We start from the raw sequence: 15311 nt of genomic DNA on the forward strand, positions 1-15311 counted from the left end.
GCCTAAACCCCGTCAGGCGGTTCTGCGCATCCGGATCCACCGGTATCCGTACCCGCTGACCTTGATCTTGTCCAGTCCGTCCGGTTCCGGGTACTCCTGGTCGGCCAGCACGTCGTTCGGGAACTCGGCCTCCCCGGCCAGGCCGCTGAGATCGACCACCGCGTCGGCGTCGCTCAGGTTGTGCACGAACAGCATGGTGCCGGTGCCGTCGTCGGCGCGATGCGCCAGCACGCCGCGCGGGGCGGGCACGTCGACGTGGGTGCAGCGGCCGCTGCCGATCTCGGGGGCCTCCCGGAGGGTACGGATCATCCGCTCGAACCAGGACAGCAGCGACGCCGGATCGTGCCGTTGCAGGGTCACGTTGACCTTCTCGAACCCGAACTCGCCGCCGGAGATCACCGGCCGGATCAGGTCCTTCTCCCCGGCGCTCGAGAAGCCGCCGTTCGGCAGCAGGGACCACTGCATCGGGGTACGGATGGCGTTGCGCCCCGGCAGCGCGAGGTCGTCGCCCATCCCGATCTCCTCGCCGTACCGCAGCACGGGAGTGCCCCGCAGGCTGAACTGGAGCGAGTAGGCGAGTTCCAGCCGGCGCCGGTCGTTGCCCAGCATCGGGGCCAGGCGACGGCGGATGCCCCGGCCGTACAGCTGCATGGCCTCGTCCGGCCCGAACCGCTCGAACACCTCGCGGCGCTGCTCGGCGGTGAGCCGGGACAGGTCGATCTCGTCGTGGTTGCGCAGGAAGTTGGCCCACTGCCCGCCGTCCGGCAGCTTCGGCGTGTCGCGCAGCGCGTCGATGATCGGCTCCGGGTCCTGCCGGGCCAGGGCGAGCACCATCTTCGCGTTGAGCATGAAGTCGAACAGCATGTGGATGCGGTTGCCGGAGCCGCTCTCGTCGCCGAAGTAGGCGACCAGCCGCTCCGGCTCCACATTGGCCTCGGCCAGCAGGATCGCGTCGCCGCGCCGCCATTGCACGTGCTGGCGCAGCTCGGTGAGGAAGCCGAAGTCCATCGGCGAGGACGGGTTGCCCGGCTCGGTCTCCTCGATGATGAACGGCACGGCGTCCATCCGGAATCCGGCCACCCCGAGCTGCAACCAGAACGCGCAGATCTTCTTGATCTCGGCCCGGACCTCGGGGTTCCGGACGTTCAGGTCGGGCTGGAACTTGTAGAACCGGTGGTAGTACCAGAGCTTCGCCGTACGGTCGTAGGTCCAGGTGGCCTCCTGCTCGCCGGGGAAGACCATGCCCTGGTCCCGGTCCGGCGGAGCGGTCTCGCTCCAGACGAACCAGTCACGGTACGGCGAGTCCGGCGACGAACGCGCGGACCTGAACCACGGGTGCTGGTCCGAGGTGTGGTTCACCACCAGGTCGATGATCACCTTGATGCCCCGGTTGGCGGCCTGATGCAGCAGTTCGGCGAAGTCGCCCAGGCTGCCGAACCGGGGGTCCACGTTGTAGAAGTCGGACACGTCGTACCCGTCGTCGCGGCCGGGCGACGGGTGGATCGGGTTGAGCCACAGGCAGTTGACGCCGAGCCGGGCCAGGTAGTCGAGCCGTCCGATCAGGCCGCGGATGTCACCGCAGCCGTCGCCGTCGGAATCGGCGAACGAGTCGATGTCGAGGCAGTAGACGACGGCTTTCGAGTACCACCGGTCATTCATGCGCCCTTACATGTCCGTGGCCCCGGCCGGCCAAACGTTCCCGGAGGCCCAGCAGCAGCACGCCCCCACCGAGCACCAGGAACGGCAGCAGGAACAGCACCACGGCGGACAGGACGCCGCCAACCGTCGGGCCGAAGTAGCGCCACTCGGTCACCACCTGGTCCAGCGCCTGGAGGACGAAAGCGATCATCAGGACGACGGCGGACAGCACCGCGATCCGGCCGCGCACCCGGCGGCCGGCGGTCCACGCCGCGGCGGCCAGGGCCAGAACCGGCAACCCGTAGTAGGCCAGGTCCCAGAACAGTTCGAAGAACCGCGGGTCGAACCACGGGCGCTCCTGGGCGCGAGACCGGGCGATCGCCTCGGTCGCCGCCGCGACCACCGTCCCGGCGGCGACGAGGGCCAGGCCACGGCCGCTCAGAACGGCCCGGACCGGGCGGTCGGAGAACGCGAACAGGCCGGTCACCACGACCGCCAGACCGAGCTGCCAGAGCAGGAACATGGCGAACCCCGGCACGATCGCCGACCACAGGAGCATCGCCCCGGCCTGCACCAGCACGCCGACGGCCGCGAGCGCCACCGTCGCCCGCCGCAGGCCCAGCACCGCCGCGGTGACGACCAGGAGCCAGATCGTCGTGCGCGCCGCCGGGTCGGCCAGCATCAGGCCGTCGACGCCGAGGGCGCGCATCGGGTCGCCCCGGCCCCACAGCAGCAGGCCGGCCGCCAGCCGGCTGACCGCGCCACCGGCCAGCGCCAGCGCGACGAACAGGCCGGTGACCGCGGCGGCGGCGCGCCACCCCGTACCCCGCTGGGTGTGGAAGGAGTGACCCAGACGGGCCGTGAGGCCCGCACGCAGCAGATCCAGCGCGTCGGCCGGGGAGGGGAAGCGGCGGCCGGGCTCGGCGCCGGACATCAGCACGCCGACCATCTCCTCCTCGTAGGCGGCCCGATGGCCGGACGGATAGATCCGCAGCAGGCGGCGGTAGCGCACTTCCAGGGTCGTCACGCGGGGGCCCCTCCGAGTTCGGCGCGGCGGGCACGCAGGCGCCGCTCGGCGATGGTCGCCTGGCTGCGCAGGCGGGCGGTCTCGGCGGCCAGGCTCATCGCCCCGGCCCCGGTGAGCCGGTAGTAGCGCCGCAGCCGGGACTGCACGACCTCTTCCCGGTCGACCTCGATCAGGCCCTCGGCGCGCAGCCGGTCGAGGGCGGCGTAGAGCGTGCCGGCGCGCAGCCGGACCCGCCCCGCGGTGATGGTGGCCACGTCCTCGATCACGGCATAACCGTGCCGGGGCTCCTCGGCCAGGGCGGTGAGCACGAGGAACGTCGGCTCCCGCATCGGGCTCTCACTCATGCCGGAAGCATATACCGATGACAGGTATATACGGGGGGCGGTTCACAGCATCTTTCTCGGGTAACTCTCAGCAACCGGCTGCACTGTGTAGAGAGTTCCCAACGCTCAACCCATGGAGGCGCGCACATGGCCGACGGCGATCTCGGCAATCTCGGCGGACTGACCGGCTGGGTCGCCTCGGTGATCGAATCGCTCGGCGAGGTGGGGGTCGGCCTGCTGGTCGCCCTGGAGAACCTGATCCCACCGATCCCCAGCGAGATCGTCCTGTCGATGGCCGGGTACCTGGCCGGCGAGGGCCGGGTGAATCCGGTCCTGGTCTGGGTCACCGCGACGCTGGGCGCGCTGCTCGGGGCGGTGGCGCTCTACTGGCTGGGCCGTGGGCTGGGCGAGGAGCGGCTGAAGCACTGGCTGGACCGGATCCCGCTGGTCGACCCGGACGACCTGAACAGGGCGGACCGCTGGTTCGAGCGGCACGAGCGGGCCGCCGTGCTGTTCGGCCGGTGCGCCCCGGTGGTGCGCAGTCTGGTCTCCATCCCGGCGGGCGCCAACCGCATGCCGATGGGCTGGTTCATCCTCTGCACCGCGATCGGTAGCGGGGTGTGGAACGCGCTGTTCATCGGCGCCGGGTACGCGCTCGGCTCCCGCTGGCAGGATGTGGAGAGGTACAGCCACTGGTTCGACTACGCGATCATGGCGTTCTTCGCCGTCGCGATCGCGTCCTGGGTGGTGAAGAAGGTGCGCAGGCGGCGGCAGCGCGCCGCCGCCCGCACGTGAGAACTTCCGTCACTTCCGGAACTGGATCCAGTTCACGTTCACGAAGTCGGCCGGCTGACCACTGGTGAAGGTCAGGTAGACGGTGTGCGATCCGGTCACGTTCGACACGTTGGCGGGGACCGAGGTCCAGGTCTGCCAGCCGCCGGTGTTGGCCAGGGCGAAACTGCCGATCGGGGCGTTGCTGCGACTGTCCAGTCGTACCTCGACCAGGCCGCTGACCGCGGTTCCCGCACCGGACGCGACCCGGCCCACGAAGTCTTTCACCCCGCCGGTCCCGAAGTTGACGTTGTTGAACTGGAGCCAGTCACCGTTCGCGACGTAGCTGACGTTCTGGCCGCCCTCGGAGCAGGTCTCCAACTGGACACCGGCGGAGCCGTTGAACGACTCGGCCTCGATCCGGGAGTAGGCGTCCCGGCTGGTGCCGCTGGTCGGGGTCGGGGTGGGGCTGGTCGTCGGCGTGGTGCCGCCGCCCGACTGGTAGACCGCCACGTAGTCGATCAACATCGGCACGCCGGACTGGGTGGCCGAGGTCGGGCCGCCTCCGAAGGCCGCCGGGAACCCGCCGCCGATCGCCACGTTGAGGATCATGAAGAACCCGTGGTGCAGGGCGTTGTTCCAGGTGGTGGAGTCGACCGCGGTGGAGGTCAGGGTGAAGTAGTTGGACCCGTCCAGGTAGAACCGCAGCTGCTCCGGGGAGGTGCTCCGGTCGTACTCCATGGCATAGGTGTGGAAGCTGCCGAGACAGCCGTTGCAGGCCCGCTCACCGCTGGTCAGCCCGGTGGTCTCGTTGCACGGCCCGCCGGGGTTGCTGCCGCAGTGCAGGGCCGAGAAGACGCTGGAGCGGCCGTTGATGTTCTCCAGGATGTCGATCTCGCCGATGCTCGGCCAGTTGGTCGCGCCGACCGGGCGGGCCGCCGCGCCGAGCGCCCAGAACGCCGGCCAGTAGCCGGCCGCGGCCGCGCCGGTCACGTTGGGCTGCTGGATCCGCGCCTCCATCCGCATCTTCCCGCCGGTCGGGGCGGCGAAGTCGGTGCGCTGGGTCTCGACCCGGCCGGAGGTCCACCGGCCGGCGGAGTCCCGGATCGGCTTGATCACCAGGTTGCCGCCGCCGTCCTGGTAGACGTTCGCGGTCGAGTCGGTCATCGTCTCGATCTCGCCGGTGCCCCAGTTGGACGCGCCGCCGGGATAGCCGGTGCCGGTGGAGTAGAGCCAGTTGGAGCGGTTGAGGCCGGTGCCGGCCGCGCCGGTGAAGTCGTCGCTGAAGACCAGGCTCATCCCCGCCGGGGCGGAGGGGACGGCGGCCTCGGCCTGGGCGACGAAGGTGACCGAGGCGCCGACCGCGAGCACCGCGGTGGCCACGGCGAGTATGCGTCGGGGGATTTTCATGGGGACGCGCCTTTCACGGGGAGGGGGATTTGTCGGGAGAGAGCGCTCTCACAGATTGCACGCTTGTTTCCGGGAGTTGTCAACATGGAAGTTCACCGATCGTTTCCGGGGAGAGGGCGCCGGGTATCCCGGTGCCCATGACAACCGCCACCGAGGGCACGGCGATCTCCCCCGAACTCGCCGCCAAGGCCGAACGCGAAGACCTGCTCACCCTCGGCGTCGAGGAGGAGTACCTCCTGGTCGACGCGGTGGAGCCGCACGCCGTCGAGGCCGTCGAGAAGGTCTTCGCCGAGGTGCCCGGGGAACTGCGGGACGTGGTGCAGCACGAGTACCAGCGCAGCCAGATCGAGGTGGCCGGCCCGCCGCAGCTGGAGCTGGACGACCTCGCCGCGGCCCTGCGCCGGCTGCGCGCCGGGGTGGCCGACGCCGCCGCACGGGCCGGCGCGCGCCTGCTCGCGGTCGGCACCGGGCCGGCCGCCGGGCCCTGCATCCGGATCGTCGACGACCCGCGCTACCACCGGATGCGGGAGCACTTCGGCGACCTCTCCCCCGGCCAGGGCATGTGCGGCACCCACGTGCACGTCAGCATCCCCGACCCGGAGACCGGCGTCCGCGTGCTCAACCACCTGCGCCCGTGGCTGCCGGTGTTCCAGGCGGCCACGGCCAACTCACCGCTCTTCGCCGGGCACGAGACCGGGTACGCCAGCTGGCGCTCGATGATGTGGGAGCGGTGGCCCACCGTGGGGCCGACGCCGTACCTGCGGTCGCACGAGCACTACCTGACCCTGGTCGCCGACCTCCAGCAGAGCGGCGCGATGCTCGACGAGGGGATGCTCTACTGGTACGCCCGGCTCTCCGCGCACTACCCCACCGTGGAGATCCGGATGGGCGACGTGATGCCCACGACCGACGACGCCGTGCTGCTCGCCGCGCTGACCCGGGCCCTGGTCGCCACCCTGCTCCACGAGGTGCGCGCCGGGGTGGAGGCGCCGGACGTGCCGCACCCGCTGCTGATGGCGGCGCACTGGCGGGCCGCGCACGACGGCCTCGAGGGGCTGAACATCGACATGGCCACCCGGCAGCCACGCCCGGCCTGGCGCCTGCTCCGGCAGCTCTTCGACTACGTGCGGCCGGAGCTGGACCGGCACGGCGACCTGGCCACCGTCACCCTCCTGATGGGACGGCTGCGCGAGCACGGGACCGGCGCGGCACGGCAGCGGGCGCTGCTGGCCCGGGGTGGTTCGGTGGCCGATGTGGTGACCTGGCTGGCCGCCGCCACCCGTGGAGAGGACGCTACTTCATCGATCTGACGGATGTTTGCGCTCCGTAGTCGCATAACATGAGCTGGAAATATCACCGCGTGTGCCGACAAGGTGACTAATTCGGTATCGCGCTTGATCTTGCGGCACGGTAGGCATGACGGATGCCGCCGCACTCTTCGCTCTCACCAGCGCCGACGTCCCAAGGGGACAGACCGGTGGGGCGGCACCGGGTGCCAGACGCGTCAACCGTCCCCCTGCCCCGGATCCCGGTTCCCCGGGTCGCCTTCCTGGACGGCGGCGGCTCCGCACGGCACCGCGCCGGGGCGGACGAATCGTATGGATCCTCCCGGACAGCCGCCCGCCGGACGCGCGCCGCGGAGGCCAGGCACGCGCAGAACCGGCGCGGGTCCACGACGGACCGGGCATCCGCCGGCGCGCATCGCGCGCCCAACAGCCTGCCGGTGGAGGCCTGGGTGCAGGCCGCCCGGAACCGGCCGCAGGTGCTGCTCGGCACGCTCGTCGCCGCGGGTCTGCTGCTCACCGCCGTGCCGATCCCGCAGTCCGGCGGGGAGAGCAACAGCGTGATGACGGCCGCCGCCGAGGCGGTCGGCGTGATCAGCAAGAGCGAGAAGAAGAAGCCGGAGAAGAAGGCCGAGCCGGACCCGGTCCAGGCCCTTCCGGCGGCCGTCGACCCGTCGGTGGCGCCCTCACCGCCGGCGCCGTCGGTCACGCCCACCGTCCAGCCCACCGAGAAGCGGCCGGAGCAGGTCGTGGTCCCGGTCGGCGATGGGCCGTTCAACTCGCTGCGCACCACCGGATCGCAGGTGGTGATGCTGAGCTTCGACGACGGGCCGGACCCGGAGGAGACGCCGAAAATCCTGGCACTGCTGGAGAAGCATCAGGTGAAGGCGGTGTTCTGCCTGGTCGGCACGCAGGCGCGGCGGCATCCGGACCTGGTCCGGCAGATCGCCGACGCCGGGCACGTGCTCTGCAACCACACCTGGAGCCACGACCTGCGGATCGGCAAGAAGAAGCCCAACCAGATCCTCGCTGATCTGGAACGGACGAACGCGGCGATCCGCGCGGCCGTACCGGATGCCGAGATCCCCTACTTCCGGGCGCCCGGCGGCAATTTCACCGACCGGCTGGTCAAGACGGCGTACGGCGACGGCATGACCTCCCTCTACTGGGAGGTGGACCCGCGCGACTGGGAGCACCCCGAGGGCGAGACCTCCGAGCAGCACGTGAAGCGGATCGTCGCGCAGGTCAGGAAGGAGACCCGGCCGGGCGCGATCGTGCTGTCGCACGACTTCAACCAGCCGGACACCACGGCCGCGTACGCCGAACTGCTCCCCTGGCTGGTGGAGAACTTCCAGGTCGGCGTCCCGGGCGCGGCGTCCGAGCCGACCCCCACCCCGTCGGAGCCCACGCCCACGCCCTCGACCGCCCCGGCCGAGACGCCGTCCGCTACGCCGAGCGCTTCCGCGGCGCTGTGACCGGCGGCTGGCAGGCCGGGCACCAGTAGAGGTTGCGCCCGGCCATCGGGCCCCGGGCGATCGGGGTGCCGCAGACCAGGCAGGGCTGGCCGGGGCGGCGGTAGACATACACCTCGCCGCCGTGCCGGTCCACCCGCGGCGCCCGGCGCATCGCCTCCGGGGTGTGCTCGGTGTGCACCGTGTCGATCCGGCCGCGGGCCACGCCCTCCTTCATGAGCGCCCGCAGATCGTCCCAGATCGCCGTCCAGCGGTCCGGGTCGATCGCGACGCCCGGGGTGGCCGGCGACAGGCCGGCCCGGAACAGCACCTCGTTGGCGTAGATCAGGCCGCAACCGGCCACGATGGACTGGTCCAGGAGCAACGCGGACAGCGGTTTGGTGCTGGACCGGATCCGGCCGTACGCGAACGCCGGGTCGGCGTCGTCGCGCAGCGGGTCGGCGCCCAGACGGGCCCGCAGCAGGTCGGCCGCGGCCGGGTCGAGGACCTCGCAGGCGGTCGGGCCGCGCAGCTCCAGCCAGTGACCAGAACCGGTCAGGACCATCCGCAGCTGGCCGACCGGGGCGGGGGCGGGCAGCTCGCCGTCGGCGAACTTGCCGTACAGCCCGAGGTGGACGTGCAGGATGCGATCGCCCTCGTAGTGGTGCAGCAGATGCTTGCCGCACGCCTCGGTGTCGAGCAGCACACGCCCGTCGATGAGGGCGGCCCCCGCGGTGAAGCGGCCCTGCGGGCTGTGCGCCCGCACCGGATGCCCGGCGAAGAGCTCACGGTGGCGGGTCGCGAGGCGGTGAATGGTATGTCCCTCCGGCACGCACCAAAGGTAGCCGGGCATTATGCCGTGAGCGGATTCGCCCTGAGGCGAATCGCTGGGATCCGGGGACCGAGTGGGAGAAGGTGGGTTCATGAGCATTGAGACGACCATGCGGGGCGGCGGCGCGTCCTTCGACGACCAGGTGTTCGACCGGCTGCTGCGGGAGCGGATCATCTTCCTCGGCAGCGAGGTGAACGACGAGGTGACCAACCGGATCTGCGCGCAGATGCTCCTGCTCGCCTCCGAGGACTCCGAGCGCGACATCGCTCTCTATATCAACTCTCCGGGCGGCTCGATCAGCGCCGGCATGGCGGTCTACGACACCATGCAATACATCAAGAACGACGTGGCCACCATCGCGATGGGCATGGCCGCCTCGATGGGCCAGTTCCTGCTCTGCTCCGGCACCCCCGGTAAGCGGTACGCGCTGCCGCACGCCCGGGTGATGATGCACCAGCTCTCCGGCGGCATCGGCGGCACCGCCGCGGACATCGCCATCCAGGCCGAGAGCATGCTGCACATCAAGCAGGTGATGAACGAACGGATCGCCTTCCACACCGGGCACACCCCGGAGGAGATCGAGCGCGACTCGGACCGGGACCGCTGGTTCACCGCCCAGCAGGCGAAGGAGTACGGCCTCGTCGACCACGTGATCGCCAAGGCGACCGACGTGAACGCGGTGTCCTCGCTGGTCTGAGGAAGGACCGTCACCCGCGCCGCCCGTGTCAATTCCGGGCGGCGCGGGTACATAACCACGTCAGAACCTGACAAGGAGGTGCTGACGTGCGGATTCCTACCTTCCCGCGCCAGTCCACGGATGAGGACACGGCCACCGGGCGGACTCCGGTGACCCCCCGCCGGGACGACGGCGCGACCACCACGACCCTGCCCCCGGTCCGCTCCGAGACCGAGCGCGCCCGGACCATCTCCGAGCCGGTCGCCATCCCGTCGCCCGCTCCGCGGGCCCGGACCGGCTTCCTGGCCACCCTCGGCCTCATCCTCGCGGTGGCGGGCGCGATGCTCGTGCTCTCCGGCCCCCTTCTGGGGTACGGCGTCGGCGTCGCCGCGGTAGCCCTGATCATCTCGCTCGCCGGCGTCTTCGCGACCCGTAAGCGGCACGTGGCCGGCAAGACCAGCGCGCTGATCGGGATGGTCCTGTCCATCGGCGCGATCGTGCTGGGCGTGCTCGCGCTGACCGGTCAGGTCTGGTGGCTGGACACCGGCACCCACTCGGCGGGGGAACTCAGAACGTGGCTCGACTCACAGTTTGCGAACCGGATCTGACGGGTATTCGTCTCACAAGTCCTTCAGCGGTTCGCGGAGGACGCCAAGGCCCCGGCATGGGTGGCGGTTCGCCGCCCCGCCGGGGCCTTTGCAACGAATCGCCGCGGGCCGCCGCGATCACGCAACGATCGGCCGCGTCACGCATGGTTGATCAGGGGCATCCGACGGTCCCCGCGACCTACCGTTTTCTTCCATGACGTTCAAGCGCCGCTACCTGATGTGTCGGCCCACCCACTTCGCCGTCACCTACCGGATCAATCCCTGGATGGACCCGACGGCGCCGTACGACAACGCGCTGGCCATCAGCCAGTGGGAGAACCTCCGGCAGACCTTCCTGGGTCTCGGCCACACCGTCGAGCTGATCGACCCGCTACCCGGGCTGCCCGACATGGTCTTCGCCGCCAACGGCGCCACCGTCGTCGACGGCCGGGCCCTGGGTGTGCAGTTCCGCGACGCCGAGCGGGCCGACGAGGCCCCGGCGTACGCCGCCTGGTTCCGTGAGAACGGCTTCGACGTGCTCGAGCCCAAGCACACCAACGAGGGCGAGGGCGACATCCTCCTCGCCGGAGACGTGCTGCTGGCCGGCACCGGCTTCCGGACCTCGCACGCCTCGCACGCCGAGACCCAGGAGTTCCTCCAGCGGCCGGTGATCACCCTCCAGCTCGTCGACCCGGCGTACTACCACCTCGACACCGCCCTCTGCGTGCTGGACGAGACCAACATCGCGTACCTGCCGCAGGCGTTCTCGCCCGGTTCGCAGGCCGTGCTCCGGCAGCTCTTCCCCAACGCGATCATCGCCACGCCGGAGGACGCCGCCGTGCTCGGCCTGAACGCGGTCAGCGACGGTGAGACCGTGGTGCTGGCCGAGCAGGCCACCCACCTGGCCGGCGCGCTGCGTGCGGCCGGATACCGGACCATCGGGGTCGACATGTCCGAGCTGCGCAAGGCCGGCGGCGGACCCAAGTGCTGCACGCTGGAGGTGCGTTCATGACCACGGTTGAATTCCGTACGCCGGGGGCGCTGGCCGACGCCGAGCGCTGGACCGCCCACAACTACCACCCGCTGCCGGTGGTCGTGGCCGAGGCCGAGGGCGCCTGGGTGACCGACGTGGACGGCCGCCGCTACCTGGATTTCCTGGCCGGCTACTCGGCCCTCAACTTCGGGCACCGGCACCCCGGCCTGATCGCCGCCGCGCACGCCCAGCTCGACCGGGTCACCCTCACCAGCCGGGCCTTCGTGCACGACCAGTTCGCCGCGTTCTGCCGCGGACTGGCCGAGCTGTGCGGCAAGGACATGGTGCTGCCGATGAACACCGGCGCCGAGGCCGTGGAGACCGCGATCAAGGTGGCCCGCAAGTGGGGCTACCGGGTCAAGGGCGTCGCCGACGAGCGCGCCGAGATCATCGTGGCGGCGAACAACTTCCACGGGCGTACCACCACGATCGTCAGCTTCTCCACCGATCCGGAGGCGCGGGCCGACTTCGGGCCCTACACGCCCGGGTTCGTCGTGGTGCCGTACGGCGATCTGGACGCGGTCCGGGCCGCGATCACGCCGAACACCGTGGCGGTGCTGATGGAGCCGATCCAGGGCGAGGCCGGTGTGCTGGTGCCGCCGGCCGGGTTCCTGGCCGGGCTGCGTGAGCTGTGTGACACGAACAACGTGCTGATGATCGCCGACGAGATCCAGTCCGGGCTCGGGCGTACCGGGAAGACCTTCGCCATCGAGCACGAGGGCGTCGTCCCGGACATGTACGTGCTCGGCAAGGCCCTCGGCGGCGGCATCGTGCCGGTCTCCGCGGTCGCCGCCGACCAGGCCGTCCTCGGTGTGCTGCGGCCCGGCGAGCACGGCTCCACCTTCGGCGGCAACCCGCTCGCGTGCGCGGTCGGCGCCGAGGTGGTCCGGCTGCTCGCCACCGGCGAGTTCCAGGAGCGCTCGGCCCGTCTCGGCGCACGGCTGCACGCCGGCCTGGAGGCGCTGATCGGCCACGGTGTGGTGGCGGTCCGCGGCCGCGGGCTGTGGGCCGGGGTGGACATCGACCCGGTGCTGATGACCGGCCGGCAGGCCTGTGAACGGCTCGCCGAGCGGGGTGTGCTGGCCAAGGACACCCACGGGTCGACGATCCGGCTCGCGCCGCCGCTCGTGGTCACCGAGGAGGACCTGGACCACGCGCTGGCGCAGCTGGCCGCCGTACTCCAGGGTTGATCGGAGCATGCGCCGCCGCCGGACCGGCGGCGGCGCATCGCTATCGGCCGACCGGCCGGAACGCCATGGTGGGAGCCTCGCTCATCACCGACTCCGGCTGGACCACGCCGCCGGTCGCCCACATCTTCGACCGGCCCACGTGCACCTGGGCGTAGAGCTCGACGATGTCCTCCGGGCCGAGCACCCGGCGCTCGTCGCGGCGCAGCGTGAGCCGCTGGTCGTCGTCGAGTGAGCCGCCCGGGCGGATCCCGGTGCCGTTGGTGCTGATGTCCTGAGCGGTCACCTCACCGCCGCGCAGCGACAGCCGGACGTGCCCGCGGCTGATCCACTTCCGGGCGTCCTCGGTGAGCCACTGGCCCAGCATGACCCCGCCGCCGCCCTCCGGCGCGCGGCCGATCACCACGGCCTTGTCCTCGGACACCACGAAACGCTGACGGATCACGCCGTCGATGCGCACCGAGAAGACCTCGGTGGCCGGGCGCGCGCCCATGTCCTTGAGCCGGTCGCCGTGCCGGGGGCAGGTCGGTGCGCCGGCCCGCAGGGCGGGCGGCGGCTGCGACACCGGGCTGGTGAAGGTGCGCATGTCGGCGAACGGGCTGTCCGGGTCGCCGCCGTCGCCGTAGGTGTTGCAGTTCATCTGTGGGCAGCGCCACACTCGGGCGAGCAGCCGCTCACCCAGCGGGGACCGCGGCACCGGCGGCACCGCCTCGCCCCGGCCGACCCGGGCCACCAGCACCGGGCCGCCCTGGTTCGACACCAGGGCGAGCAGCCGGCCCGGATCGGTCACCCACGGCCTGCGGTCCCGGAACCGGTCCTCCCGGTCACGGGTGAGCACCGGCAGGCCGAGCATCTCGGCCACCTCCAGCACCCGGTCCTCGATCTGCGGAACCACCTCGACCTTGCCGTCGTCCGCCCAGCGGCGCACCACCATGCGCTCGTTCGACGTCAGGTCGGCGTCGGAGAGCAGCGCCCGGGGCGCGACCGCGTAGACCGGGACGCTCTCCTCCGACACATACCGCCCCAGGGCGTCGATCAGCAGACCTAGGCGGACCAGACTGGCCGGGCGGCCCCCGTCGAGGTCCGCGTAACGGACCACCTCTGACAGATCCACCACGCCCCGGGCCAGTGCCGGATCGGTGGTGAGCCGGGCCTCGATGGCATCGAGGACCTTGCTGACCTCGAATCTCACGAGTCCTCCCCTGTTACGTACGCGTGCGGCCCCTCCGACCCATCATGCCCCGCCCATGATCGCCGGGGAAATCGGGCCGGTATTTGTCGGACCTGGCCGCTATGGTGGGCGCCGCTCGACGAATCGACAAGGAGACACACATGAGGTTCCAACGGCTGGCCGTCGTCACGGTGACGATCGCGGCCCTCACCGGGATGGGTGGCTGCGGTTCGGCCACCACCGACTCGAAGCCCGCGGCCACCACGCAGGCCGCCGCCGACCCGCTGGCCGAGTTCGTCGCCGCGTCGAAGAAGCTCGGCACCGAGACGATGAAGATGAAGATGGAGATGCCGGGCGGCATCGAGGCGAGCGGCGTGTCCGACCTCGCCGGCAAGAAGGTCGACATGGTGATGAGCGTCGGCGCCGCCGGGCAGACCATGGAGATCGCGGTCCGCCTGGTCGGCGATGAGATGTTCATGAAGTACGGCGCCACCGCGGGCGCCAAGTGGTGGCGTCTCGACGTGTCGAAGCTTCCGGCGAGCAGCTCGATGAACCCGAAGAACATGGCGGACGCGTCGGCTTTCGCGCAGACCGCGGTCAAGGTGGAGAAGAACGGGGACACGTTCTCCGGCACGCTCGACATGACCAAGTCGCCGACCGTCGACCCGGAGTCGCTGAAGGCCCTGGGCGACAAGGCGTCCGCCGTCCCGTTCACCGCCAAGGTGGACGGTGAGGGCCGGCTCACCGAGCTGGTCATCGACATGAGCTCGCTGGGCGCCGGCGCCGGCAAGATGACGACCACCTACTCCGACTTCGGCACCCCGGTGTCGGTGGAGGCCCCGCCGGCCGCCGAGGTCACCGAGATGCCGGCCGAGATGCTCAAGTCGCTGAGCCAGACGGCCTAGGCTTCGGCGCGCCCCGGCCGCGTCCACAGCGGCCGGGGCTCCGGACGGTTCTCGTCGATCCACGCGTCGATGCGGGCCCACCAGTCGTAGAGCCAGTCGATCCGCTCCTGTTCGCCGGTGGGCACCTCCTCCGGCGGCACACTCCAGAACCGCATCACCAGCCGCTTGTCCATCGGCAGCTCCCGCCACACGTCGGCGACGCTCGTCATCCGGTCCAGGCCGGTGTGCGCCACGAAGATCACCCCGGCGTCCGGGGCCGCGTCGATCGCGGCGAAGAGCCCGCCCGGCTTCGGCGGCAGCAGGTTGTTCAGACTCTCCGCCCTGGCCGCCAGGTCGTGCAGACCACGGGACCACAGCCGGGCGATGGCACTGGCCCTACGGCGGAGCGTGAAGTTGCCGCCCTCCGGGAAGATCACGAAGGCGTCGTTGTCGTCCAGTCCGGTGGCCAGCTCACCGATCTGCTGCTCCAGCGTCGCCGTCCCGGTGCGGCCCGGCGAGATGAACCGGTTGGGCAGACGGTTGAGCAGCACATCCACCGCCGGATCCCACTGCAGGGCCGCCTTCAGCACGATCCGCGGCTCCCGCGCGAACCAGTTGACCAGCGCGTGGATCAGGGTGAAGGAGTCGCCCGGCCCGGCGTGCCGGCTCACCACGATCTCCGGGCGGCCGGGCTGCGCGGTGTCCGGGTCGGTGCCGACCACGTCGATCGTCAGGTGCAGCGACCAGCGGGCGAACCAGAAGAGGCTGCGCAGGAACCAGCCGGTCAGCACGTAGTGCGCCCGCTGAAAAGCGGGGCCGCGGATCCTCCAGCCGAAACCGGATGCCACCCAGAGCACCGCGAGCCCGGCCAGCGCCACGGCGTCCCACACCAGGTAGACGATGAGCAGGAAGACCACCCGGGGCACCCGCAGCCGGCCCGGCACCACGGGCGAGACGGCCAGCGCGATCAGCAGCCAGACCGGCAGGGTGGTGAGCAGGGTGAAGGCGAGCAGCACGACGGCCGGGGCGATCACCATG

General features: G+C 71.1%; 15 protein-coding genes. 8 read left to right on the forward strand and 7 right to left on the reverse strand.

The annotated features are described in order from the left end of the window. Positions 1-12: 12 nt before the first annotated feature. Genes IEZ13_RS04430 through IEZ13_RS04440 form a run of 3 tightly spaced genes read right to left on the reverse strand, consistent with a single transcriptional unit; the run spans position 13 to position 3009 of the window. The gene (locus IEZ13_RS04430; protein ID WP_183216877.1) at positions 13-1659 is read right to left on the reverse strand and encodes an alpha-amylase family protein; all 1647 of its coding nucleotides are present in this window, start codon (positions 1657-1659) and stop codon (positions 13-15) included. Further along, on the reverse strand, positions 1652-2665 hold the full coding sequence (locus tag IEZ13_RS04435; protein WP_183216879.1) for a hypothetical protein: 1014 nt from the start codon (positions 2663-2665) through the stop codon (positions 1652-1654). The genes IEZ13_RS04430 and IEZ13_RS04435 overlap by 8 nt, the downstream gene beginning before the upstream one ends. Continuing rightward, positions 2662-3009 carry a PadR family transcriptional regulator gene (locus IEZ13_RS04440; RefSeq protein WP_183216881.1) on the reverse strand — a complete coding sequence of 116 codons (348 nt, stop codon included), beginning with the start codon at positions 3007-3009 and terminating at the stop codon, positions 2662-2664. The genes IEZ13_RS04435 and IEZ13_RS04440 overlap by 4 nt, the downstream gene beginning before the upstream one ends. 126 nt (positions 3010-3135) lie before the next feature. Here IEZ13_RS04440 and IEZ13_RS04445 point away from each other — a divergent pair, with 126 nt between their 5' ends. Continuing rightward, positions 3136-3783 (forward strand): DedA family protein, encoded by a 648-nt coding sequence (locus tag IEZ13_RS04445; RefSeq protein ID WP_183216883.1) that lies wholly within the window; start codon positions 3136-3138, stop codon positions 3781-3783. 9 nt (positions 3784-3792) lie between these two features. Here IEZ13_RS04445 and IEZ13_RS04450 read toward each other — a convergent pair whose 3' ends face one another. Further along, on the reverse strand, positions 3793-5169 hold the full coding sequence (locus IEZ13_RS04450; RefSeq protein WP_183216885.1) for a carbohydrate-binding protein: 1377 nt from the start codon (positions 5167-5169) through the stop codon (positions 3793-3795). 137 nt (positions 5170-5306) lie between these two features. Here IEZ13_RS04450 and IEZ13_RS04455 point away from each other — a divergent pair, with 137 nt between their 5' ends. Next, the gene (locus IEZ13_RS04455) at positions 5307-6479 is read left to right on the forward strand and encodes a carboxylate-amine ligase (RefSeq protein WP_183216887.1); all 1173 of its coding nucleotides are present in this window, start codon (positions 5307-5309) and stop codon (positions 6477-6479) included. Between the two features lie 182 nt (positions 6480-6661). Further along, positions 6662-7927, forward strand: a complete 1266-nt coding sequence (locus IEZ13_RS04460; RefSeq protein ID WP_229794432.1) for a polysaccharide deacetylase family protein — start codon at positions 6662-6664, stop codon at positions 7925-7927. Here the strand turns inward: IEZ13_RS04460 and IEZ13_RS04465 are convergent. Beyond that, positions 7899-8735, reverse strand: coding sequence for an Fpg/Nei family DNA glycosylase (locus IEZ13_RS04465; RefSeq protein WP_183216889.1), 837 nt, complete (start codon positions 8733-8735; stop codon positions 7899-7901). The genes IEZ13_RS04460 and IEZ13_RS04465 overlap by 29 nt on opposite strands. Before the next feature lie 91 nt (positions 8736-8826). Between IEZ13_RS04465 and IEZ13_RS04470 the strand changes: the two genes are divergently transcribed. The 4 genes from IEZ13_RS04470 to rocD all read left to right on the forward strand — a co-directional run bounded on the left by IEZ13_RS04470 (position 8827) and on the right by rocD (position 12221). Beyond that, on the forward strand, positions 8827-9432 hold the full coding sequence (locus tag IEZ13_RS04470; protein WP_183216891.1) for an ATP-dependent Clp protease proteolytic subunit: 606 nt from the start codon (positions 8827-8829) through the stop codon (positions 9430-9432). 86 nt (positions 9433-9518) lie between these two features. Then, positions 9519-10019 (forward strand): Bax inhibitor 1 family protein, encoded by a 501-nt coding sequence (locus IEZ13_RS04475; protein ID WP_183216893.1) that lies wholly within the window; start codon positions 9519-9521, stop codon positions 10017-10019. 193 nt (positions 10020-10212) lie between these two features. Further along, positions 10213-11010 (forward strand): dimethylargininase, encoded by a 798-nt coding sequence (ddaH, locus tag IEZ13_RS04480; RefSeq protein WP_183216895.1) that lies wholly within the window; start codon positions 10213-10215, stop codon positions 11008-11010. Next, positions 11007-12221, forward strand: a complete 1215-nt coding sequence (gene rocD, locus IEZ13_RS04485; protein ID WP_183216896.1) for an ornithine--oxo-acid transaminase — start codon at positions 11007-11009, stop codon at positions 12219-12221. Before ddaH ends, rocD begins: the two co-directional genes overlap by 4 nt. Before the next feature lie 40 nt (positions 12222-12261). Here the strand turns inward: rocD and IEZ13_RS04490 are convergent, their stop codons facing one another. Continuing rightward, entirely contained in the window at positions 12262-13410 is a 1149-nt protein-coding gene (locus tag IEZ13_RS04490) for an FHA domain-containing protein (protein ID WP_183216897.1), read from the reverse strand. A 140-nt stretch (positions 13411-13550) separates the two neighbouring features. Between IEZ13_RS04490 and IEZ13_RS04495 the strand changes: the two genes are divergently transcribed. Next, positions 13551-14294 (forward strand): hypothetical protein, encoded by a 744-nt coding sequence (locus IEZ13_RS04495; RefSeq protein WP_183216898.1) that lies wholly within the window; start codon positions 13551-13553, stop codon positions 14292-14294. Here the strand turns inward: IEZ13_RS04495 and IEZ13_RS04500 are convergent. Then, entirely contained in the window at positions 14291-15310 is a 1020-nt protein-coding gene (locus IEZ13_RS04500; protein ID WP_372441799.1) for a 1-acyl-sn-glycerol-3-phosphate acyltransferase, read from the reverse strand. The two genes, IEZ13_RS04495 and IEZ13_RS04500, sit on opposite strands and share 4 nt — an antisense overlap. Between the last annotated feature and the right edge of the window lies 1 nt (position 15311).

This window comes from Actinoplanes campanulatus (assembly GCF_014647795.1).
Classification (GTDB): domain Bacteria; phylum Actinomycetota; class Actinomycetes; order Mycobacteriales; family Micromonosporaceae; genus Actinoplanes; species Actinoplanes campanulatus.

What these genes read in the sequence shown, in the direction of transcription:
- ddaH (WP_183216895.1), top strand. Translation starts at nt 10,213, where the DNA reads ATGACGTTCAAGCGCCGCTACCTGATGTGTCGGCCCACCCACTTCGCC.
- IEZ13_RS04430 (WP_183216877.1), bottom strand. Translation starts at nt 1,659, where the DNA reads ATGAATGACCGGTGGTACTCGAAAGCCGTCGTCTACTGCCTCGACATC.
- IEZ13_RS04470 (WP_183216891.1), top strand. Translation starts at nt 8,827, where the DNA reads ATGAGCATTGAGACGACCATGCGGGGCGGCGGCGCGTCCTTCGACGAC.
- IEZ13_RS04445 (WP_183216883.1), top strand. Translation starts at nt 3,136, where the DNA reads ATGGCCGACGGCGATCTCGGCAATCTCGGCGGACTGACCGGCTGGGTC.
- IEZ13_RS04440 (WP_183216881.1), bottom strand. Translation starts at nt 3,009, where the DNA reads ATGAGTGAGAGCCCGATGCGGGAGCCGACGTTCCTCGTGCTCACCGCC.
- IEZ13_RS04500 (WP_372441799.1), bottom strand. Translation starts at nt 15,310, where the DNA reads ATGGTGATCGCCCCGGCCGTCGTGCTGCTCGCCTTCACCCTGCTCACC.
- IEZ13_RS04495 (WP_183216898.1), top strand. Translation starts at nt 13,551, where the DNA reads ATGAGGTTCCAACGGCTGGCCGTCGTCACGGTGACGATCGCGGCCCTC.
- rocD (WP_183216896.1), top strand. Translation starts at nt 11,007, where the DNA reads ATGACCACGGTTGAATTCCGTACGCCGGGGGCGCTGGCCGACGCCGAG.
- IEZ13_RS04450 (WP_183216885.1), bottom strand. Translation starts at nt 5,169, where the DNA reads ATGAAAATCCCCCGACGCATACTCGCCGTGGCCACCGCGGTGCTCGCG.
- IEZ13_RS04455 (WP_183216887.1), top strand. Translation starts at nt 5,307, where the DNA reads ATGACAACCGCCACCGAGGGCACGGCGATCTCCCCCGAACTCGCCGCC.